The organism is Allobosea sp. Leaf344, assembly GCF_001426225.1.
GTDB lineage: Bacteria > Pseudomonadota > Alphaproteobacteria > Rhizobiales > Beijerinckiaceae > Allobosea.
In genome coordinates this window covers 1-20,473 of the sequence record NZ_LMRT01000008.1, presented here as the reverse complement: position 1 = coordinate 20,473, position 20,473 = coordinate 1, and the positions used below count along the sequence as shown (strand labels likewise).

At 69.0% G+C, this 20,473-nt stretch carries 16 protein-coding genes; 10 read left to right on the top strand and 6 right to left on the bottom strand.

Going from position 1 to position 20,473, the window contains the following annotated elements:
- Positions 1-5 precede the first annotated feature (5 nt).
- Positions 6-572, bottom strand: coding sequence for a sigma-70 family RNA polymerase sigma factor (locus ASG72_RS05850; RefSeq protein WP_056710082.1), 567 nt, complete (start codon positions 570-572; stop codon positions 6-8).
- A gap of 356 nt (positions 573-928) precedes the next feature.
- Here ASG72_RS05850 and ASG72_RS05845 point away from each other — a divergent pair, with 356 nt between their 5' ends.
- Positions 929-1,498: a hypothetical protein gene (locus ASG72_RS05845; protein ID WP_244488719.1), complete on the top strand. Its 570-nt coding sequence runs from the start codon at positions 929-931 to the stop codon at positions 1,496-1,498.
- Positions 1,499-1,622: 124 nt separating this feature from the next.
- On the opposite strand, the gene ASG72_RS05840 is transcribed toward ASG72_RS05845, so the two are convergent.
- Both ASG72_RS05840 and ASG72_RS05835 read right to left on the bottom strand, forming a co-directional pair.
- Complete coding sequence (locus ASG72_RS05840; RefSeq protein WP_056710078.1) at positions 1,623-2,678, bottom strand: aldo/keto reductase; 1,056 nt, start codon at positions 2,676-2,678, stop codon at positions 1,623-1,625.
- Between the two features lie 64 nt (positions 2,679-2,742).
- On the bottom strand, positions 2,743-3,336 hold the full coding sequence (locus tag ASG72_RS05835; protein WP_056710164.1) for an arylesterase: 594 nt from the start codon (positions 3,334-3,336) through the stop codon (positions 2,743-2,745).
- Between the two features lie 165 nt (positions 3,337-3,501).
- Between ASG72_RS05835 and ASG72_RS05830 the strand changes: the two genes are divergently transcribed.
- The 3 genes from ASG72_RS05830 to ASG72_RS05820 all read left to right on the top strand — a co-directional run bounded on the left by ASG72_RS05830 (position 3,502) and on the right by ASG72_RS05820 (position 7,785).
- Positions 3,502-4,206 carry an ABC transporter ATP-binding protein gene (locus ASG72_RS05830; protein ID WP_056710076.1) on the top strand — a complete coding sequence of 235 codons (705 nt, stop codon included), beginning with the start codon at positions 3,502-3,504 and terminating at the stop codon, positions 4,204-4,206.
- Positions 4,206-6,791, top strand: coding sequence for an FtsX-like permease family protein (locus ASG72_RS05825; protein WP_056710074.1), 2,586 nt, complete (start codon positions 4,206-4,208; stop codon positions 6,789-6,791). The genes ASG72_RS05830 and ASG72_RS05825 overlap by 1 nt, the downstream gene beginning before the upstream one ends.
- Before the next feature lie 217 nt (positions 6,792-7,008).
- Positions 7,009-7,785: a Bax inhibitor-1/YccA family protein gene (locus ASG72_RS05820; protein WP_056710162.1), complete on the top strand. Its 777-nt coding sequence runs from the start codon at positions 7,009-7,011 to the stop codon at positions 7,783-7,785.
- An 87-nt stretch (positions 7,786-7,872) separates the two neighbouring features.
- On the opposite strand, the gene ASG72_RS05815 is transcribed toward ASG72_RS05820, so the two are convergent.
- Together ASG72_RS05815 and ASG72_RS05810 are read right to left on the bottom strand one after the other, a co-directional pair.
- Positions 7,873-8,241 carry a DUF2794 domain-containing protein gene (locus ASG72_RS05815; RefSeq protein ID WP_082540127.1) on the bottom strand — a complete coding sequence of 123 codons (369 nt, stop codon included), beginning with the start codon at positions 8,239-8,241 and terminating at the stop codon, positions 7,873-7,875.
- Positions 8,242-8,620: 379 nt separating this feature from the next.
- On the bottom strand, positions 8,621-9,175 hold the full coding sequence (locus tag ASG72_RS05810) for a peroxidase-related enzyme (RefSeq protein ID WP_056710159.1): 555 nt from the start codon (positions 9,173-9,175) through the stop codon (positions 8,621-8,623).
- Positions 9,176-9,392: 217 nt separating this feature from the next.
- Here ASG72_RS05810 and ASG72_RS05805 point away from each other — a divergent pair, with 217 nt between their 5' ends.
- Together ASG72_RS05805 and ASG72_RS05800 are read left to right on the top strand one after the other, a co-directional pair.
- The gene (locus tag ASG72_RS05805) at positions 9,393-14,231 is read left to right on the top strand and encodes an NAD-glutamate dehydrogenase (RefSeq protein WP_156395825.1); all 4,839 of its coding nucleotides are present in this window, start codon (positions 9,393-9,395) and stop codon (positions 14,229-14,231) included.
- A gap of 57 nt (positions 14,232-14,288) precedes the next feature.
- On the top strand, positions 14,289-14,489 hold the full coding sequence (locus ASG72_RS05800) for a Trm112 family protein (RefSeq protein WP_056710071.1): 201 nt from the start codon (positions 14,289-14,291) through the stop codon (positions 14,487-14,489).
- 9 nt (positions 14,490-14,498) lie between these two features.
- Here ASG72_RS05800 and ASG72_RS05795 read toward each other — a convergent pair whose 3' ends face one another.
- The gene (locus ASG72_RS05795; RefSeq protein ID WP_056710068.1) at positions 14,499-15,749 is read right to left on the bottom strand and encodes a ubiquinone biosynthesis hydroxylase; all 1,251 of its coding nucleotides are present in this window, start codon (positions 15,747-15,749) and stop codon (positions 14,499-14,501) included.
- A 150-nt stretch (positions 15,750-15,899) separates the two neighbouring features.
- On the opposite strand from ASG72_RS05795, the gene tesB reads away from it, so the two are divergent.
- The 4 genes from tesB to ASG72_RS05775 all read left to right on the top strand — a co-directional run.
- Positions 15,900-16,769 carry an acyl-CoA thioesterase II gene (gene tesB, locus ASG72_RS05790; RefSeq protein ID WP_056710066.1) on the top strand — a complete coding sequence of 290 codons (870 nt, stop codon included), beginning with the start codon at positions 15,900-15,902 and terminating at the stop codon, positions 16,767-16,769.
- A 224-nt stretch (positions 16,770-16,993) separates the two neighbouring features.
- Positions 16,994-17,332: a P-II family nitrogen regulator gene (locus ASG72_RS05785; RefSeq protein WP_056710064.1), complete on the top strand. Its 339-nt coding sequence runs from the start codon at positions 16,994-16,996 to the stop codon at positions 17,330-17,332.
- A 29-nt stretch (positions 17,333-17,361) separates the two neighbouring features.
- Positions 17,362-18,831 (top strand): ammonium transporter, encoded by a 1,470-nt coding sequence (locus ASG72_RS05780; protein WP_056710062.1) that lies wholly within the window; start codon positions 17,362-17,364, stop codon positions 18,829-18,831.
- A 208-nt stretch (positions 18,832-19,039) separates the two neighbouring features.
- On the top strand, positions 19,040-20,473 hold a 1,434-nt coding region (locus ASG72_RS05775), incomplete at its 3' end, for a DNA translocase FtsK 4TM domain-containing protein (RefSeq protein ID WP_162246199.1).

Sequence of the window (20,473 nt, the reverse complement as noted above, 5' to 3'; positions counted from 1 at the left end):
CTCGTCTACCCCGCCTCCACCACGCCTTCCGCTTCCAGCGCCCGCCGCAGCCGCGAGAAGGCGAGCCGGATCCGCGACTTCACCGTGCCCAGCGGCAGGCCGGTCCGCTCCGCCACCTCGGCATGCGACAACCCTTCGAAGAAGGCGAGCCTGACCAGCGATAATTGCTCCTCCGGCAGCGATCCCAGCGCCAGGCGCAGCGCCTCCTCGCGCTGCTGGGCGTCCATAAGCCGGTCCGGCTCGGCCTGCGGCGCCGGGTGCAGGATCGGATCTTCCGGATCGATCCTGTCCGAGCGATCGCGCCGCGCCAGATCGATCCTGCGGTTGCGGGCGATGCGGTAGAGCCAGGTCGACAGCGAGGATTTGGCCGGGTCGAACAGATCGGCCTTGCGCCACAGCGTGGTCAGCGTGTCCTGCACGATCTCCTCGGCCAGCGCGGAATCGCAGCCCTGCCGCAGCAGAAACCCGTTCAGCCGCGGCCCGAAATGATCGAACAGCACGGCGAAGGCCTCGCGATCGCGTCGCGTCGCGACGGCGTCCACCAGCGCTGCGAATTCGGCCGGAGTGGTCACGTGAGCGAGCTCGCGAAGTGCATCACGGCGAGCCCGGCGCGTCGAGGCAGGCTAATCGGCAAGGCTCCGTCATCGGCGATCTCTCCCGTCCCGCGTCACGGAAGTGATCCGAGGTTCTCGCGTATCGACCATGATTCGCATATCCGATCCAGAGTGACCCGCGTCGCATGGTCGTCCGCCGCGACTGTGCCATGCCCGGAGGCCGAACGGAACCGGCTGCGCGCTCGCATTTCCGCCAGGATCGTGACATCCTTTGCGCGCCTCCAGCAGGTCGCGGCGCCCGCCGAAGCGTCTCTGCGGCCATCGACCATCCCCCCGGGAAGACGATGTTAAGAATTTTAATGATTGATGCAGGCATGACTCACACCGATCGACGTCGCGGCCCCAGGGCCTCCTCCTCCGTCGCTGCAGCGTCCCTGGCCGTGATCGGCCTGGCCTGCATCGCGACCGCTCCCGCCCAGGCGCAGCGCGCCGCGACCGGGCAGGCCCAGGCGCTGCTGCTGGAAACGGCCGGGAAATGGCAGGCCTTCTCGTCGCAGCAGGGCCGCTCCAAGGTCTGTTACGCGCTGTCCAAGGCCGAGAGCCGCCTGCCGGCCAATCTCAAGGATGTCGAGGGGTTGCTATTCATTTCCAGCCGCCCGGCCGAAGGCGTCCGCAACGAGATCAGCTTCGTGATGAATTTCGACCTCAAGGAGAATGTCGAGCATCAGGCGGTGATCGGCTCCGAGCAATTCGCGCTGGTCGCCAAGGGCCAGAACATGTGGCTGAAGAACCCGGCCGAGGAGCCGCGCATGCTCGACGCGATGCGCAAGGGCTCGGCCCTCGAGATCAAGGGCACCTCCAAGCGCGGCAACACCACCAGCGACAAATATTCGCTGGCCGGGCTGACCCAGGTGGTCAAGCGCGCCGAAGACGCCTGCAAGTGAGCCGGGGCCGCAGCCTCGCACCCGCCCGATCCCGGAAAGCGGGGCGCGGCGAAACGCCCCAGGGCTGCGCTCCCGCCTAACCGGCGTCCCGCTTGCAGCGAATCGGCCCAGCCTCGTCTCGCCCTCAGGGGCAGGGATTGCCGACGCGCTGGTGAATCGCGTCGATCTTCGCCTCGAGATCGGCCGGCAGCGTCACCTGCGCCGCGGCGATATCGGTCTTCAGCTGGGCCATGGAGGTCGCGCCGATGATGTTGGCGGTGACGAAGGGCCGCGCATTCACGAAGGCCAGCGCCATCTGCGCGGGATCGAGACCCGCCTCTTTCGCCAGCGCGATATAGCTGCGGATCGCATCCTCCGCACCCGCCGTCTCATAGCGCTGGCCGCGGTTGAACAGGGTCGAGCGGGCCCCGGCGGGCCTGGCGCCGTCGAGATATTTCCCGGTGAGATAGCCCTGCGCCAACGGCGAATAGGCGAGCAGCCCGACATCCTCGCGCAGCGCGATCTCCGCCAGCGCCGTCTCGAAGGTCCGGTTCAGGAGATTATAGGCGTTCTGGATCGACTGGACGCGCGGCCCGCCGCCGACCTCCGACTGCCGCACGAAGCTCATCGTGCCCCAGGCGCTTTCGTTGGACAGGCCGAGATGGCGGATCTTGCCCGCCTTGACCATCTCGGCGAAGCCGTCGAGCTGTTCGGCGATCGAGGTCTCGTCATCGGGCCGCTCGAACGCCGCCTTGCTGAAGCGCGTCGGATTGGAGCCCCAGGGCATCGGCCGTTCCGGGAAATGGATCTGGTAGAGGTCGATGTAATCGGTCTGCAGCCGCTTCAGGCTCTTGTCGACGGCTTTGGCGATCTGCCGGCGGGTCACGCGGGTCGGGCCCTTGTCGTCCCGGAACCAGTCATTGCCCGAGCGGCCGACGATCTTCGAGGCCAGGATCACCTTGTCGCGGTTGCCGCGCGCCTTGAACCAGCTGCCGATGATGCGCTCGGTCGAGCCTTGCGTCTCGGGCTTGGGCGGGATGGAGTAGAGCTCGGCGGTGTCGAAGAAATTGACGCCCTGGTCCAGCGCGTAATCCATCTGCTCATGGCCTTCGGCCTCCGTGTTCTGCTGGCCCCAGGTCATGGTGCCCAGGCAGATCACCGAGACCTGGAGATCGGTTCGGCCGAGACGGCGGTAGTCCATGGCGAGGCAACTCCGGAAGACGGGCGCAGACGGCGCGGGAGAGGGAGAGCGGGCTCGCGCCCGGTCAGGATTTGGCCGGCAGCGTCGCGATGAAGCGCCGCACGGTCGGCAGGATGGACTGGACGATGACGCCGATGCCCTCTGCCGTAGGATGCAGCAGATCGGGCTGGTTCAGCCGGCGGTCACCGGCGACCCCTTCCAGGAAGAAGGGGTAAAGCACCAGCCCGTGCTTCTGCGCAAGCCTCGGATAGATCGCGTCGAAGCGCGAATAATAAGCCTCGCCGAGATTGCGCGGCGCATACATGCCGGTCAGCAGCACCGGGATGTCGCGCGCCTTCAGCCGGGTGATGATCGTGTCCAGCGCCTTCTCGGTCACCGCCGGATCGACCCCGCGCAGCGCGTCATTGGCGCCGAGCTCGAGAATCACGCCGTCGGTCCCGTCCGGCACCGACCAGTCGAGCCGCTCCAGCCCGCCCTGCGAGGTATCGCCCGAGACCCCGGCATTGGCGACCTCGACCGCGAGCCCGGCGGCGCGCAGCTGCTTTTCCAGCACCGCGGGAAAGGCGGCATTGGCCGGCAACCCGTAGCCCGCCGACAGGCTGTCGCCCAGGGCCACGAGCCTGAGCGGTCGGTTCTGGGCCTCGGCCATGGCGGTCATTCCCAGGATGAAGCAGGCCTGCACCAGAAAAACCGCGGCCAATGATTGGACAAGCGCCCGGGCGCGCCCATATCGGCCGGGGGCGGGGCGGCTCCGGAAAGGCTGGATCGGTGCGCGAGCGCGGGTCGAGCGGGTCGTAAAGCTTGAAATCAGGATCATGTCACGATGAGCGATATGCCCGCTCCGGCGATTGAATTGCAGGATGTCCATCTTAGTCTGGGGCGTGGCGCCGCCCGCGTCCATATCCTCAAGGGCGTTTCTTTGGCACTGGCCGGCGGCGAGGCGACCGGTCTGGTCGGCCCTTCCGGATCCGGCAAATCGACGCTGCTGATGACGATGGCCGGGCTGGAGCGGCCGGATTCGGGGCTGGTCAGGGTGTCCGGCCAGGATCTCGGCCAGCTCGACGAGGACGGGCTGGCGGTGTTCCGCGGCCGGCATATCGGAATCGTGTTCCAGTCCTTCCACCTCGTCCCGACCATGACGGCCCGCGAGAACGTAGCCCTGCCGCTCGAACTCGCCGGCAACCCGGACGCCTTCAGCCGGGCCGAGGCCGAGCTGCGCAATGTCGGCCTCGCCGACCGCATGGATCATTATCCGGCGCAGCTCTCCGGCGGCGAGCAGCAGCGCGTCGCCATCGCCCGCGCCGTCGCTCCCGATCCGGCGATCCTGGTCGCCGACGAGCCGACCGGCAATCTCGACGAGACCACCGGCCGCTCGATCGTCGACCTGATCTTCGCCTTGCGGCGCGAGCGCGCGGCGACGCTGGTGCTCGTCACCCATGATCTCTCCCTCGCCGCGCTGTGCGACCGGACGGTGCGCCTGCGCGCCGGGCGGATCGACCGGGCCGAGGCCGGGCTGGCGGTCGCCTGATGCACGCACCCGTCACGCCGCAGCCCGCCCGAGCCGGCGGTACCGCCTTCCTGCCGCTCGCGCTCAAACTGGCCTGGCGCGATCTGCGCGGCGGCTTCCGCGGCTTCGGCGTGTTCATCGCCTGTCTGGCGCTCGGGGTGATGACGATCGCCGCCGTCACCTCCGCCTCACGCGGCCTCACCGAGGGTCTCTCGCGCGAAGGCCGCCGCATCCTCGGCGGCGACGCCGCCTTCCAGCTCGTGCATCGCGAGGCGACGCCAGGTGAGCTCGCCTTTCTGCGCTCGCGCGGCACCGTCTCCAGCATCGCCACCATGCGCGGCATGGCCAATGCCGGCGAGAAGGGCGCGGCGCTGGTCGAGATCAAGGCGGTCGACGACGCCTATCCCAGCCTCGGCACCGTCGCGACCGAGCCACCGGCCCCGTTACGCGAGCTGCTGGCGACGCGCGACGGCGTCCATGGCGCCATCGCCGATCCCGTCCTGTTCGGGCGGCTTGGCCTCGCCCCCGGCGACGAGGTCACGGTCGGTGCGGCGCGCATCCAGCTGCGCGCCAATCTGCTCTCCGAGCCGGACAAGATCGCGGCCGGGGTCGGCTTCGGCCCCCGTCTGCTGATGACCGAGGAGACGCTGCGCACCACCGGCCTGCTGCAGCCCGGCAGCCTGGTGCGCTGGACCTATCGCGTCGTGCTGCCGGAGGGGCGGGCCGATGAAGCCGCGCTGGAGGCGCTGATCGCGGCGGCCGGTACGCAGCAGCGCGAGGCCGGCTGGGAAATCCGCTCGCGCAACAATGCCGCGCCGAGTTTCCAGCGCAATCTCGAACGCTTCACGCAATTCCTCACCCTGGTCGGCCTGACCGCGCTTCTGGTCGGCGGCGTCGGCGTCGCCAATGCGGTCCGCCGCTTCGTCGAGGCCAAGAAGCTCGATTTCGCGACGATGAAGGCGGTCGGCGCCAGCGGCGGCCGCGTCGTCGCCATCCACCTCACCGAGGTCATGCTGGTCGCCATGCTCGGCACCGGCATCGGCCTCGTGCTCGGCGCCGCCGCCCCCTTCGCGCTGGGCTATGTCCTGGCCGGCATCCTGCCGGTGCCGTTCGAGGCGACGGTCGCCCCGGCCGAGCTGGCCATCGCCGCGCTCTACGGGCTGCTGACCGCGCTTGTCTTCGCCATCCTGCCGCTCGGCCGGGCGCATGACGTGCCGGTCTCGGCCCTGTTCCGCGACCAGATCCAGCCCGATACGCGCAGGCCGCGCCTGCTCTATCTGCTGGTCGGCGCCGCGGCGCTGGCCGGGCTGATCGGCGTCGCGCTCGGCTTCGCCTATGAGCGGCGCATCGCCCTGATCTATATCGCGGTGATGACCGGCGTCTTCCTGCTGCTGCGCGGCGTCTCGGTGGGGCTGATGGCGCTGGCGCGGATCATGCCGCGCCCCAAACGCCCCGCCTTGCGCATGGCGCTGGCCAACAGCCACCGGCCGGGCGCGCTGACCCCCTCGCTCGTGCTCTCGCTCGGGCTCGGCGTCGCGCTGCTCTCGGCACTCGCCTTCATCGACGCCAGCATCACCCGGCAGCTGACCCAGGCGCTGCCGGAGAAGGCGCCGAGCTTCTTCTTCCTCGACATTCCCAACAGCGAATCCGCGCGCTTCGACGCCTTCGTCGCGCAGGAGCGGCCGGGCGCCGCCCTGCAGCGCGTGCCGATGATGCGCGGGCGGATCGTCGCGGTGAACGGCGTCCGCGCCGAGGAGGTGAAGGCCAGCGAGCAGGCGGCCTGGATCCTCGATGGCGACCGCGGCATCACCTATTCCGCCGATATGCCGGAAGGCTCGCAGCTCGCCGAGGGAGCGTGGTGGCCGGCCGATTATCGCGGCGAGCCGCTGGTCTCCTTCGACGCGCCGATCGCCGCCGGGATCGGCCTGAAGCTCGGCGACACGATCACCGTCAACGTGCTCGGCCGCAACATCACCGCCCGCGTCGCCAATCTGCGCACCGTCGAATGGCGCTCGCTCGGCATCAATTTCGTGATGCTGTTCTCGCCCAACACCTTCGCCGGCGCGCCGCATACCAATCTCGCCACGGTCACGCCCGCGGCCGGAGCCGAAACCGGCAGCGATGCCGCGCTGCTGCGCCGGCTCGCCGTGGAGTTTCCGGCGGTGACCGCGGTGCGGGTCAAGGACGCGCTGGAAGCGGTGAACACCATCGTCGGCCAGCTCGCCACCGCCATTCGCGGTGCCTCGGGCCTCGCCATCGCCGCGAGCCTGCTCGTACTGGGCGGCGCGCTGGCGGCGGGACAAAGGGCGCGGCTCTATGACGCGATGATCCTGAAGACGCTGGGCGCGACGCGGCGCTTCATTCTGCTGTCCTATGCCCTGGAATATGCCGCCATCGGCCTGGTTTCGGCGATGTTCGGCATGGTTGCCGGCGCGCTGGCGGGCTGGGGGGTCGTGACTCAGGTGATGAAGATCGCCTTCGTCGGCGACCCCACGGGCGCTATACTGGCTGCCACTGCCGCGATCGCCGTGACTGTTCTGTTTGGCCTTGTCGGGACGCTACAAATACTGTCGAAAGCACCCGCTTCTCACCTAAGGAATTTGTAAAATCGATTCCGCGGCGGCGCCTGCTACACATGCCGCAGGCCCCGTTAAGCATGAGGATGCGCCGGCGTTTCTTGGAAGCCGACGCGGCTAATCATGACGGCCCTTGAAAGCCGCCGCGATCCCCCTCATATTCTCACCGTCGCCACGATCGTGCGCGACGATGAGGTTCGCCGGGGGCGATCCCGTCTTCGGTTTCAACGTCAGGGGAACTCGCTCGATGAGCAACTTCGACCGCAATGCTCCAGTCTGGGGTGCCGGCCGCGCACAGCAGACCAGCGCCGTCGAGATGGATCAGGGCCTGCGCTCGTTCATGCTCGGCGTCTACAACAACATGACGATCGGCCTGGCCATCACCGGCCTCGTCGCCATCGGCATCTCGATGCTGGCCGTCGCCGGCGTCTCGCCGACCGGCAAGGTCACGGCGCTGACCCCGCTCGGCACCGCGCTCTATGCCAGCCCGCTGAAATGGGTGGTGATGCTGGCCCCGCTGGCCTTCATCATGTTCTTCTCCTTCAAGGCCGAGAGCATGAGCTCCTCGACCGCGCGCGCCATGTTCTTCGCCTTCGCGGCGGTGATGGGCCTGTCGATGTCGTCGATCTTCCTCGTCTTCACCGGCGAGTCGATCGCGCGCGTCTTCTTCATCACGGCGGCGGCCTTCGGCGGGCTGAGCCTGGCGGGCTACACCACCAAGAAGTCGCTCTCCGGCATGGGCTCCTTCCTGATCATGGGCCTGGTCGGCCTGGTGATCGCCTCGCTGGTGAACCTGTTCCTGCAGTCGAGCGCGCTCGGCTTCGCGGTCTCGGTCATCGGCGTGCTGGTCTTCGCCGGCCTCACCGCCTGGGATACCCAGCGCCTGAAGGAGATGTATCTCTACTCCGACCTCGACTCGGAATCGGCCGCGAAGCTTTCGGTGAACGGCGCGCTGTCGCTCTACCTGAACTTCGTCAACATGTTCCAGATGCTGCTGAGCCTGTTCGGCAACCGCAACGAGTGAGCCGCTCCTGCCTCGACAGAAACGACGACCCCGGCCGAGAGGCCGGGGTTTTTTTGTGTGACGCGGGTCTTCGCGGCAGGGCTTTCGTCAGCTGACGACGCTGAGCTTCCTGTCCAGCACGCGCAGCACACGCGAGAGCTCCGGCCCGCGCTTCATCACCAGCCCTGTGGCCGCGACGACGGAATAGGCGCCCTGCCGCTTGGCCAGCGCCGGATCCTTGACGATCCGGTAGATCGGCACCTCCGAGGAGCGGCGATAGACCGAGAACTGGGCCTTGTCCTTGAGGAAATCGATGGCGTAATCGCGCCATTCCCCGGCCGCGACCATGCGGCCATACAGGTTCAGGAGCTCCGATAATTCCCGCCTGTCGAAGGTGACGGTGGCGGCGCGGGAAGGGGCGGGGAACGCCACCACACCGCCGGACGCCGTCGCCTGCGGCGTTTCGCTGTCACTCATGGCGCCTCCCGATCAGCGGCGCGACAGCGCCCGCCCGGTGGTTCGTCGCGGGATGATGCGCCCGCCTTCCTTCGCTGGCAAGATACGTGCTCCCCGGCATGCGACGGGCGAACTGCGCCGCCGATCCGGTCCCGGCCGGCCGCTCACGGCTTCGTCAGCCTCGCCGCAATTTCGCCGGAAACGCGCCCATCCGGCGCCGCACTGGCAGGCTCAACTCCTCATCGTTGCCTCGACGGCCCGGCCTGAGGATCTTCGGATCGTCAGCCCCCCAGCCCCCCGGAGTTCGGATGGCCGGGCCAGCGTAGTCGGGCTACCTCACGGCCGGCGGTCTCCGCTGGCCGTTTTCTTTTCCGCCGCCCGCACCCGATCTCACGCGCTGCTACCGCGCCTGCGCGTGATATTGCGGGTTCGGCCGCATATCGACGGCCGAGGCCATGCGGTTCGACATGTTGAAGAAGGACGCGACCGCGGCGATGTCCCAGAGATCGCGCGGGCCGAAGCCGGCGGCGGTCAGGGCGTTGCGGTCGCTTTCCCCCACCAGATGCGGCGTCTCGGTGAGCTTCACCGCGAAATCCAGCATGGCGCGGTGGCGCACCGAGAGATTGGCGGCGCGGTAGTTCATCGCCATCAGCTCGCCCAGCACCGGATCGCCCGAGAGCTGTCGGACCGCAGCGCCATGCGCGGTCAGGCAGTAATAGCAGCGGTTCACGCTCGACACCGCCACGGCGATCATCTCGCGCTCGAGCTTCGACAGGCCCGACGGCGCCAGCATCAGATCATTGTAGAGCGTGGCGAAAGCGGTCAGCTTGGCATCGTCATGCGCATAGGCGAGCAGCACATTGGGGATGAAGCCGAGCTTCTCCTGGCATTTCTCGAAATAGGCCTGGTTCTCCGCGCTGAGCGTGCCCGGCGGCAGGGGCAGCGCCGTCACCATCGGCGGCTCGTCCTGGCGCGCCGGCGTCTCGCCGACGATGGGTTTGTCATGCTTGCTGGTCATGATCGCTCCTGAGGGGGCTGCGCCGCCCGGTGATTCGTCGCCGGGGCCGGTTTGGCTCGCGCGGTTTCAATCGATTTGACGTAGCGTCTGCGACGAAAGTTGAAAGGCTCCTCAGCCTATGCCATCGCTGCGGCAAAATAACAGAGGGCGGGACATGGCAAAGCGTCTGACGAATGCGACCAAGGCGGCGGTCGCGGCCATCGAGGCTGCAGCCTCTCCGGATCTCGGCCTGCCGCCGGATTTCATCGGCCTGCTCTATGGCCGGGTCGCCGCCGAGGATCTCGTCGCGCTGCCCGCGCCGATGCTGGCGCGTTCCGCCGCCGCGGCCTATGCGCATCTCGCGAGCCCGCGGCCGCCCGAGGCCATCACCCTGCAGTTCCGCGACGAGGCTTTCGAGCGCGACGGGCTGCAGCGCCAGCTGACGGTGCTCGAGGTGATCAACGACAACAAGGCCTTCCTGCTCGATTCGACCCTGGCCGAGCTGACCGACCAGGGCTATGAGCCGCGCCTCGTCGCCCATCCGATCCTCGCCGTGGCGCGCGATGCCGATGGCGGCTTCCTCTCTTTGGCCGGGGAGGCGGCCGGACGGGCGCCGGAGGGGACGCGCCGGGAAAGCCTGCTGCATATCCATCTCGACCGGATCGATTCGCCGGAGGCGCGCGAGCGGCTGAAGACGGGGCTCGAGCGGGTCTATGCCGATGTCGGCCGCGCGGTCGAGGATTGGGCCGCGATGCGCGGCCGCATCACCGAGGTCATCCAGTCCTACCGCGCCAATCCGCCGCCGCTGCCGGAGGATGAGGTCAACGAGGCGCTGCAGTTCCTGGAATGGATCGCCGGCGACAATTTCACCCTGCTCGGCATCCGGGCCTATCGCTTCCCGGGCGGCGACGTGGCGGCCGACCCGATCGAGGGCTCCGGCCTCGGCATCCTGCGCGATCCCACGGTCAAGGTCCTGCGCAAGAACCGCGAATTGGTGGCGATCACGCCGGAGATCCGCGCCTTCCTGGCCAAGCCCCAGGCGCTCATCATCACCAAGGCCAACGTCAAGAGCCGTGTCCACCGCCGCGTCCATCTCGATTATGTCGGCGTGAAGCTGTTCACGCCGGATGGGCGGCTGGACGGCGAGCTGCGCATCGTCGGCCTCCTGACCTCGAACGCCTATACCGGCAGCGCCTCGACCATCCCCTATCTCCGGCTCAAGGTCGCCCGCGTCGCCCGCAATACCGGCTTCGACGCCGCCAGCTATTCCGGCCGCGCGCTGATGAACGTGCTCGACGCCTTTCCCCGCGACGAGCTGTTCCAGATCGACGGCGAGACGCTGGAGCGCTTCGCGCTCGACATCCTGCAGCTGACCGAGCGCCCGCGCATCCGCGCCCTCGCCCGGGTCGACGAATTCGACCGCTTCGTCTCGATCCTCGTCTTCATCCCCAAGGATCGTTACGACACGCAGGTCCGCCGCCGCGTCGGCGAGTTCCTGGCGCGCATCTATCAGGGCCGCATCTCCGCCGCCTACCCCGCCTATCCCGAGGGGCCGCTGGCGCGCACCCATTACATCATCGGCCGCGACGAGGGGAAAACCCCGCGCATCGACCGCGACACGCTGGAATCCGGGATCGTCGCCATCGTGCGCACCTGGAGCGACGGCCTCAAGGACGTGCTCGACCGGCAGAAGGCCGGCCCGGCCGGCCGCGCGCTGGCCGAGCGCTATGCCGAAGCCTTCGGCGCCGCCTATCGCGAGCGCTTCTCCGCCTCCGATGCCCTGGCCGATATCGAGGTGCTGCAGGCCTTGAGCGGCGAGCGCGCCCGCGCCGTCAATCTCTACCGCCGCGAAGGCGACGCCACGACGCGCGCCAATCTCAAGGTGTTCTCGCGCGGTGCCGCGATCTCCCTCTCGGCGCGGGTGCCCGTGCTCGAGAATATGGGTTTCCGCGTCGTCAACGAGCGGACCTACAACATCATGCCGCAGCCCGGCACGGGCCGGGGCAGCGACGAGGCGCGCATCTGGCTGCACGACATGACGCTGGAGCGCAGCGATGGCGGCACGATCGACGTCGCCACGCTCGATCCCGCGATCGAGGCGGCGCTGATGGCGCAGTTCCGCGGCCTCGCCGAATCCGACCGCTTCGACCAGCTCGTGCTGGCGGCGGGGCTGGCTTGGCGAGAGGCGGCGCTGCTGCGCGCGCTCGGGCGCTATCTGCGCCAGGTCGGGGCGCCCTATGCGCAGGATTACATCGCCGATGCGCTGACCCGCCATGCCGGCATTGCCGCCGCGCTCGTCCGGCTGTTCATCGCGAAATTCGATCCCCGCCTGTCCGCCGACGCGCGCGAGAGCGGGATGGCCGAGCACAGGGCTGCGATCGAGACGGCGCTCGACGGGGTGACGAGCCTCGACGAGGACCGCATCCTGCGCCGCCTGGTCAACCTGATCGATGCCGGGCTGCGCACCAACTTCTTCCAGATCGGCGCGGATGGCTATGCGCGCAGCACCATCTCCTTCAAATTCGACTGCGCCCGCGTCGACGGCCTGCCCTTGCCCCGGCCGCTCTACGAGATCTTCGTCTATTCCCCGCGCGTCGAAGGCATCCATATGCGCTTCGGCAAGGTCGCTCGCGGCGGGCTGCGCTGGTCCGACCGCCCGCAGGATTTCCGCACCGAGGTGCTCGGCCTGGTCAAGGCGCAGCAGGTCAAGAATGCGGTGATCGTGCCCGTCGGCGCCAAGGGCGGCTTCTTCCCGAAGCAGCTGCCCCCGCCCGGCGACCGCGCGGCCTGGCTGGCGGAGGGGACGGAGAGCTACCGCATCTTCGTGCGGACGCTGCTGGAGCTGACCGATAATCTCGACGGCGAGCTTGTGGTGCCGCCGGCCGACACCGTCCGCCATGATGGCGACGACCCCTATCTCGTCGTCGCCGCCGACAAGGGCACGGCGACCTTCTCCGACACCGCCAACGCCATTTCGCTGGAGAAGGGCCATTGGCTCGGCGACGCCTTCGCCTCCGGTGGCTCGCAGGGCTATGACCACAAGGGCATGGGCATCACCGCCCGCGGCGCCTGGGAGGCGGTGAAGCGGCATTTCCGCGAGGTCGACATCGACATCCAGACCACGCCCTTCACCGTCGCCGGCGTCGGCGACATGTCCGGGGACGTGTTCGGCAACGGCATGCTGCTCTCGCCCGCGACCCGGCTGGTCGCCGCCTTCGACCATCGCGACATCTTCCTCGACCCCGCGCCCGATCCCGCCGTCTCGCTGGCCGAGCGCCAGCGCCTCTTCGCGCTGCCGCGCTCCTCCTGGCAGGATTACGACAAGGCGCTGATCTCCGCGGGCGGCGGGGTCTATTCCCGCCAGGCCAAGAGCATCCCGCTCTCGCCGGAGATGCAGGCTTTGCTCGATCTGCCCCGCGCCGAGGTGACGCCGCCCGAATTGATGAGCGCCATCCTGAAGGCGCGCGTCGACCTGCTCTGGTTCGGCGGCATCGGCACCTATATCCGCGCCAGCGACGAGACCGATGCCGAGGTCGGCGACCGCGCCAATGACGCGATCCGCATTACCGGCCAGGAGATCCGGGCCCGCGTCATCGGCGAGGGTGCCAATCTCGGCGCGACGCAGCGCGGCCGCATCGAGGCGGCGCGCAACGGCGTCAGGCTCAACACCGACGCGATCGACAACTCGGCCGGGGTCAACACCTCCGACGTCGAGGTCAACATCAAGATCGCGCTCGCCGATCCGGTGCGGCAGGGGCGGCTGGAGGAGGGGGCCCGCAACGCCCTGCTCGCCACCATGACCGACGAGGTCGGCCTGCTCGTCCTGCGCAACAACTACCTGCAGACGCTCGCGCTCTCCCTGACGGAGGCCCAGGGCACCGCCGCGATCCCGGCGATGCGGCGGCTGATGCAGACGCTGGAAGGGGCCGGGCGGCTCGACCGGACGGTCGAATATCTGCCGAGCGACGCGGTGCTGGCCGAGCGCGAGAAGCGGGGCGAGGCGCTGACGCGGCCCGAGCTCTCGGTGCTGCTCGCCTATGCCAAGCTCGCTTTGCACGATGCGCTGTTGGAATCCGCCATCCCCGACGATCCCTATCTCAACAGCGAGCTGATCCGCTATTTCCCGCGGGCGCTGCGCGAGGGCTACGCCGCCGACATCGCCAGCCACAGGCTGCGCCGCGAGATCGTCGCGACCCAGCTCGCCAACGCCATCATCAATCGCGGCGGTCCCGCCATCGTGACCTCGCTGATGGACCAGGCCCGGGCGCAGGCGCCGGAGATCGCGGCGGCCTACGCGATCGCCCGCGATTCCTTCGACCTGATCGCCCTGAACGGCGCCATCGACGCGCTCGACGCGCAGATCCCCGGCGCGATCCAGCTCGGCCTCTACCGCGACGCGCAGGACCTCGTCACCGACCGGATGCGCTGGTTCCTGCGGCGGGGCGTCGCCAGACCGGGCGCGATCGAGGCGACGGTCTCGCATTACGCCGCGGGCGTGACTGCGCTCGCCGCCGAGCTGGAGGCGATCCTGCCGCAGCCGGTCGCCCAGGCGCGCACGGCGCGCATCGCGGTGCTGACCGCCCAGGGCGTGCCGGAGATGCTGGCGAGCCGCGTCGCCAGCCTGCCGGCTCTCGCCCAGGCCACGGATATCGTCGACATCGCGCAGCGCACCGGCCGCAGCATCGGCGAGGTCGCGCGCATTCATTTCGGTGTCGATTCGGTCTTCGGCCTGTCGCATCTCGAGGAGGCGGCGCTGGCTGTCCCCGCGACCGATGATTACGAGCATCTCGCCCGCGACCGCGCCGTGGAGACGCTCATCGACGCCCATGCCGGCCTGACCCAGGAGATCGCGGCCGCCGCCGCCGGGCCCGAGGCGCTCGAGGATTGGCTGCAGCGGCGCGGGGCCGAGGCGGAGCGCACGCGCAGCACCGTCAACGCCATCGCCATGTCGGGCCTGTCCCTGCCGAAGCTGATGGTCGCGGCCGGCATGCTGGCCGATCTGCCGCGGCGCTGATCATCCCACCCTGCGCCATGCGGCGCAGGGCCCCATTTCACCCGAAAGGCCAGAACCATGCAGACCAGCCCCGACAGCCCCGCCACCCGGATCGACCCAAAACTCCTGGAAATCCTGGTCTGCCCGGTGACGAAGACCACGTTGGAATATGATGCGGCGAAGCAGGAGCTGATCAGCCGCGCCGCGAAACTCGCCTATCCCATTCGCGACGGCATCCCGATCATGCTGCCGGAGGAGGCCCGCCAGCTCGACGGCTGATTCGGCCGATCAGAGCGCCTGCCCCTTCGGCAGGCGCGGCGTCTCGCCGGCGAGACCGGAGGCCTCGCGGATGAAGAAGCGCTTCAGCCCCGGCAGCCGGTCGACCAGCCCGAGCCCGAGATCGCGCATCAGCCTGACCGGCGTGACGTCGTTGGAGAACAGCCGGTTCAGCCCGTCGGTGACGACGCCCATCGCGACCGTGTCGAAGCGGCGCGCCCGCTCATAGCCGGCCAGCACCTCGGCCGAGCCGGGATCGAGCCCGAGCCGGGCCGCGTCGACGATCGTCTCGGCCAGCGCCGCGACATCCTTCAGCCCGAGATTGAGGCCCTGCCCGGCGATCGGGTGGATCAGATGGGCGGCGTCGCCGAGCAGCGCCAGCCGCTCCGCGACGAAGGAGCGGGCAACGCCGAAGCCCAGCGGATAGGCCTTGACCGGGCTCTCCAGGGCGATCTCGCCGAGCTCCAGCCCGAAGCGCCGCTCGATCTCGACCAGCACATCCGCCTGGTCCAGAGAGAGCAGCGCCGGGACGTTCTCCGCCCGCTCGGTCCAGACGATCGAGGAGCGATGGCCGAGCGTCCCGCCATCGCGCAGCGGCAGGATCGCGAAGGGGCCGGACGGCAGGAAATGCTCGACCGCGCGGCCGTGATGCGGCCGTTCATGGCTCAGCGTCGCGACGATGCCGGATTGCCGATAATCCCAGCCGACCCAGCCGATTCCCGCCAGCTCCCGCAGCTTCGACCGGGCGCCGTCGGCCGCCACCAGCAGAGCAGCCGGCAGCGTCTCGCCGCCGGCGAAGACGAGCATGGCTCGATCCTCCTCGGCGGCGTAGCGGCGCAGGGCCTCGGCGCGCAGGACGACGCCGGCGCTCTGGCAGGCGGCGAGCAGCGCCGCCAGCAGCGCGGCGTTCTCGACCATATGGGCGAAGGGCTGACCGGGTTCGACCTCGCCGTCGAAGGTCAGGAACACCGGGCGCACCGCATCGCCGCTGCGGCTGTCGGTCACCACCATCTCGGTCATCGGCTGGGCGGTGGGCGCGACCGCATCCCAGACCCCCAGGGCCTCCAGCATCTTCTGCGCCGCGGCGGCGACGGCATAGGCGCGACTATCCCCGCGCGGCGCCGCGGCCAGCCCGGGATCGGCCAGCAGGATCTCGAACCGCGCGCCCAGCGCCTGTTTCAGGGCCAGCGCCAGTGCCAACCCGGCGATCCCGCCGCCGGCGATCGCGATCCTGTCGCGCGCAGCACGCTGTGACGACGCCATCAGAACTCTCCCTTCGGGCTCCCCGCCGCGGCTTCGCCGGCGCGGTGGCTTGACGCCGGATCGCCGCTTGGTGCTGATGCACCCTGCGCGAGCCTTGTGCGGCTTGCCGCCGAGCCTGTCACCTGCCTGCCGTCCAGCGAGCTGCCCATCATGTCGGAAATCAGCGACTCTCTGCTGTCGATCCTCGACCTCGAGCCGCTGGAACGCAATCTGTTCCGGGGTCGCAGCCCCCGTGTCGGCTGGCAGCGGGTGTTCGGCGGCCAGGTCATCGGCCAGGCGCTCTATGCCGCCTGCAAGACGGTCGAGGAACGCCAGCCCCATTCGCTGCACGCCTATTTCCTGCTGCCCGGCGATCCCGAGACGCCGATCATCTACGAGGTCGACCGGCTGCGGGACGGCCGCTCCTTCACCACGCGCCGCGTGCTGGCGATCCAGAAGGGCGAGGCGATCTTCGCCATGTCCGCCTCCTTCCAGGCCGCGGAGGAGGGCTACGACCACCAGATGCCGATGCCCGAGGTGCCGATGCCGGAGGATCTGCCCGACCGCGACGCGATGCGCGAGACGATCCTGCCGCGCATGCCCGCCGCGGTGCGCGCCTATTACCTGCGCGAGCGGCCGATCGAGATCAGGCCGGTCGAGCTCGAACGCTATGCCGGCAGCGGCGGCCGCGAGCCGAAATTCAACGTCTGGATCAAGGCCACCCAGCCCCTGCCGGACGATCCGGCGATCCATCAGAGCGTGCTCGCCTATGCCTCAGACCTGATGCTGCTCGATTCGAGCCTCATCGCCCATGGCAAGACGGTCTTCGATCCCGATATCCAGGGCGCCAGCCTCGACCATGCGCTGTGGTTCCACCGCCCGTTCCGCGCCGATGAATGGCTGCTTTACGCTCAGGACAGCCCTTCCTCGTCCGGCGCGCGCGGTTTTTCCCGCGGGCTGGTCTTCGACCGAGCGGGACGGCTGGTCGCTTCCGTCGCACAGGAAGGGCTGGTCCGTCCCCGTCCTGACCGTAGGTCATGACGGCTGGCGCCTAATTCGCGATCATCTGCCGCTTTCCTAGGCAGAAGCCCGGTCCCATTCCCTGTTTTCGCCGCCGTTGCCCCCGTTCTGCCAGTCTTGCTGCAGCGCGGGAGTTGGCATGCGCCTTGAATTGCACGCTGTGACGCGTGCCCGGTCCGAGGCTCGCGATGCGCAACAGGCTCGCCGGGGCTGACGACCGGGCGGCGGAACGGGGAAACCCTGCAATGAAGATCGTGATGGCTATCATCAAGCCGTTCAAGCTGGAGGAGGTGCGCGACGGGCTCACCGCCATCGGCGTGCACGGGCTGACTGTGACAGAGGTGAAGGGCTATGGCCGCCAGAAGGGCCATACCGAGATCTACCGCGGCGCCGAATATGCGGTGAGCTTCCTGCCCAAGATCAAGATCGAGGTGGCCGTGGCCGACGAGCTGGTCGGGCGCGTGATCGAGGCGATCACCGCCGCCGCCCGCACCGGCCAGATCGGCGACGGCAAGATCTTCGTCTCGGCGATCGAGAAAGCCGTGCGCATCCGCACAGGCGAAACCGACGGCGACGCCCTCTGAGCCTTCGCGCCATTCCAGGAGTTCAAGACATGACCTTCAAGACCTCTCTCCGGGCGGGTCTGGCCGGGCTGGCCCTCGCCGGCTGCGCCGGCACCGCGCTGGCCCAGGCGCCGGCCGCCCCCGTGCCCAACAAGGGCGACGTCGCCTTCATGATGACCTCGACCGTGCTGGTCCTGCTGATGACCATTCCCGGCCTCGCCCTCTTCTATGGCGGCCTGGTGCGCAGCAAGAACATGCTGTCGGTGCTGACCCAGGTCTTCGCCATCGTCTGCATCGTCTCGCTGATGTGGATCGTCTTCGGCTATTCCCTCGCCTTCACCAATGGCGGCGGCCTCAACGATTTCGTCGGCGGCTTCTCCAAGGCCTTCCTGCGCGGCGTCGACGCGACGACCGTGGCCGCGACCTTCTCCAACGGCGTGGTCATCCCGGAATTCGTCTATGTCTGCTTCCAGATGACCTTCGCCTGCATCACCCCGGCGCTGATCGTCGGCGCCTTCGCGGAGCGCATGAAGTTCTCGGCCCTGCTGCTGTTCACGGTGCTCTGGGTCACCTTCATCTATTTCCCGATGGCCCATATGGTCTGGTACTGGGGTGGTCCCGACGTCGTCGCCGCCGCCGCCAAGGCGCTCGCCGATGCCCCCGCCGACGGCAAGGCCGCGGCGCAGGCCGCGCTCGACGCGGTCAACGCCGATGCCGGCATGCTCTTCAAATGGGGTGCGCTGGATTTCGCCGGCGGCACGGTCGTGCACATCAATGCGGGGATCGCCGGCCTGGTCGGCTGCATCCTGCTCGGCAAGCGCATCGGCTACGGCAAGGAGCTGATGGCGCCGCATTCGCTGACCATGACCCTGATCGGCGCGGCTCTGCTCTGGGTCGGCTGGTTCGGCTTCAATGCCGGCTCGAACCTCGAAGCCAACGGCACGGCGGCGCTCGCCATGGTCAACACCTTCGTCGCCACCGCGGCGGCGGCCGTCGCCTGGCTCTTCGTGGAATGGGCGGTCAAGGGCAAGCCCTCGATGCTCGGCATGGTCTCGGGCGCGGTCGCCGGGCTGGTCGCCGTCACCCCGGCGGCCGGCTTCGCCGGACCGATGGGCTCGATCATCCTCGGCTTCGTCGCCGGCGGGGTCTGCTTCGTCTTCTGCTCGACGGTGAAGAACGCCCTCGGCTACGATGATTCGCTCGATGTCTTCGGCATCCATTGCATCGGCGGCATCATCGGCGCGATCGCCACCGGCATCCTGGTCAATGTCGATCTCGGCGGCGCCGGCATCCCCGACTACACCAGCAAGCCCGGCGAACTCGCGGTCGGCACCTATGAGTTCGGCACGGCCGTGATGGCGCAGATCAAGGCTGTGCTGTTCACCCTGGTGTTCAGCGGCGTCGGCTCGCTGATCCTCTACAAGATCGTCGACGTCGTCATCGGCCTGCGCATCGCCCCCGACCAGGAGCGCGAAGGCCTCGACATCGCCGAGCATGGCGAGCGCGCCTATCATTCCTGAGCCGGCCCGCGCGGCCCGACTCACGTGAAACATCGAGGCCCCGGCGGGAGACCGCCGGGGTTTTTCGTGCCCGCTGCCCCGCGGGCGCCGATCGACGCCCAAGGTTAAGCGGGTCTTAACCTGCGCTTCCTAACGTGCGGGACAGGCCGGATCGCGATCTCCCTCCGGCCCTTGCCATCATGGCCACCAGCCCAAACGGCCCCAGAGCATGCGCACGATCCGACGTTCTTCCTCGCTGATGGACCGCCTGCCCGACCCGGCGCGGGAGTTTCTGTCGCGACGCGCCGCCGAGATCACCGGGCTGGGCCTGCTCGCGCTGACCGGCGCGATCGCCATCGCGCTCGCGACCTGGTCGGTCGACGATCCCAGCCTCAACAACGCCACCAGCGGCGCGGTCCGCAACTGGCTCGGCCGGCCCGGCGCCATGCTCGCCGATCTGATGATGCAGCTGCTCGGGCTCGGCGTGGTGGCGCTGCTCTTCCCGCCGGTGATCTGGTCGCTGCGGCTGATGCGGTTCCACATCTTCGACCGCGGCGCGCTCAAGCTCGGGCTCTGGATCATCGGCATCGCCGCCACCGGCGCCGTCGCCAGCGCCCTGCCGGCCACGCCGCGCTGGCCGCTGCCGACCGGCATGGGCGGCGTCATCGGCGACGGGCTGCTCTTCGGCACCCGCAACCTCGTCGGCATCGCCGGCCAGGCGCTCGGCAGCCTCGTCGGCTTCCTCTATGCCGGCATCGCCATCCTCTCCATCACCGCGGCGGCCGGCTTCGGCTTCGTCACCGACGAGGATCCGCTGCATGAGAGCGAGGAGGAGGATGAATCCTGGAGCGAGACCGAGGAGCGGCGCGACGACGAGCCCGGCCTCGCGGTCATCCTGATCGGTTGGCTGGCCCATGGCGCGATGGCGCTGCGCGGCATGATCCTGCGCCGCCTGCCGCATGCGCCGCAGCCCGTGGCGAGCGGCGTCGGCCGCGCCATGGAACCCGCTCCGGCGATGGGCCGCGTCCGCCGAGAGCCGCAATTCGGCGAGGCGGCGGCCCGCCAGGCACCGGCCTTCGCTCCCGAGCCGCTGCCCGGGGCGCGCCCCGCCCCGGAGGACGCGCCCTTCTACGATGACGACGCGCAGGATCTGCGCGATCTCAACGCGCCGCGCGTCACCGCTCCGCCGGCCGCGCCCAAGCCCGGCAAGCGCATCCAGCGCGAGGCCCAGCCCTCGCTCCTCGCCGAAGGCTTCGAACTGCCGCCCCTGACCTATCTCGCCGAGCCGAAAAAGCTGCCGGCGACCTCGATCTCGACCGATGCGCTCGAACAGAACGCGACGCTGCTGGAAGGGGTGCTGGAGGATTTCGGCGTGCGCGGCGAGATCACCCAGGTCCGCCCCGGCCCCGTCGTGACGCTTTACGAGCTCGAGCCCGCGCCGGGGACGAAGTCCTCGCGGGTGATCTCGCTGGCCGACGACATCGCCCGCTCGATGAGCGCGATCTCGGCGCGCGTGGCGGTGATCCCCGGCAAGAACGCGATCGGCGTCGAGCTGCCCAACGCCAAGCGCGAGACGGTGTATCTGCGCGAGCTGCTGGCCAGCCAGGATTTCGAGAGCACCAAGCACAGGCTCGCTCTGTGCCTGGGCAAGACCATCGGCGGC

What these genes read in the sequence shown, in the direction of transcription:
- ASG72_RS05840 (WP_056710078.1), bottom strand. Translation starts at nt 2,678, where the DNA reads ATGGACTACCGCCGTCTCGGCCGAACCGATCTCCAGGTCTCGGTGATC.
- ASG72_RS05815 (WP_082540127.1), bottom strand. Translation starts at nt 8,241, where the DNA reads ATGAGTGACAGCGAAACGCCGCAGGCGACGGCGTCCGGCGGTGTGGTG.
- ASG72_RS05825 (WP_056710074.1), top strand. Translation starts at nt 4,206, where the DNA reads ATGCACGCACCCGTCACGCCGCAGCCCGCCCGAGCCGGCGGTACCGCC.
- ASG72_RS05810 (WP_056710159.1), bottom strand. Translation starts at nt 9,175, where the DNA reads ATGGTGACGGCGCTGCCCCTGCCGCCGGGCACGCTCAGCGCGGAGAAC.
- ASG72_RS05820 (WP_056710162.1), top strand. Translation starts at nt 7,009, where the DNA reads ATGAGCAACTTCGACCGCAATGCTCCAGTCTGGGGTGCCGGCCGCGCA.
- ASG72_RS05800 (WP_056710071.1), top strand. Translation starts at nt 14,289, where the DNA reads ATGCAGACCAGCCCCGACAGCCCCGCCACCCGGATCGACCCAAAACTC.
- ASG72_RS05785 (WP_056710064.1), top strand. Translation starts at nt 16,994, where the DNA reads ATGAAGATCGTGATGGCTATCATCAAGCCGTTCAAGCTGGAGGAGGTG.
- ASG72_RS05795 (WP_056710068.1), bottom strand. Translation starts at nt 15,749, where the DNA reads ATGGCGTCGTCACAGCGTGCTGCGCGCGACAGGATCGCGATCGCCGGC.
- ASG72_RS05805 (WP_156395825.1), top strand. Translation starts at nt 9,393, where the DNA reads ATGGCAAAGCGTCTGACGAATGCGACCAAGGCGGCGGTCGCGGCCATC.
- tesB (WP_056710066.1), top strand. Translation starts at nt 15,900, where the DNA reads ATGTCGGAAATCAGCGACTCTCTGCTGTCGATCCTCGACCTCGAGCCG.
- ASG72_RS05845 (WP_244488719.1), top strand. Translation starts at nt 929, where the DNA reads ATGACTCACACCGATCGACGTCGCGGCCCCAGGGCCTCCTCCTCCGTC.
- ASG72_RS05780 (WP_056710062.1), top strand. Translation starts at nt 17,362, where the DNA reads ATGACCTTCAAGACCTCTCTCCGGGCGGGTCTGGCCGGGCTGGCCCTC.
- ASG72_RS05835 (WP_056710164.1), bottom strand. Translation starts at nt 3,336, where the DNA reads ATGACCGCCATGGCCGAGGCCCAGAACCGACCGCTCAGGCTCGTGGCC.
- ASG72_RS05830 (WP_056710076.1), top strand. Translation starts at nt 3,502, where the DNA reads ATGAGCGATATGCCCGCTCCGGCGATTGAATTGCAGGATGTCCATCTT.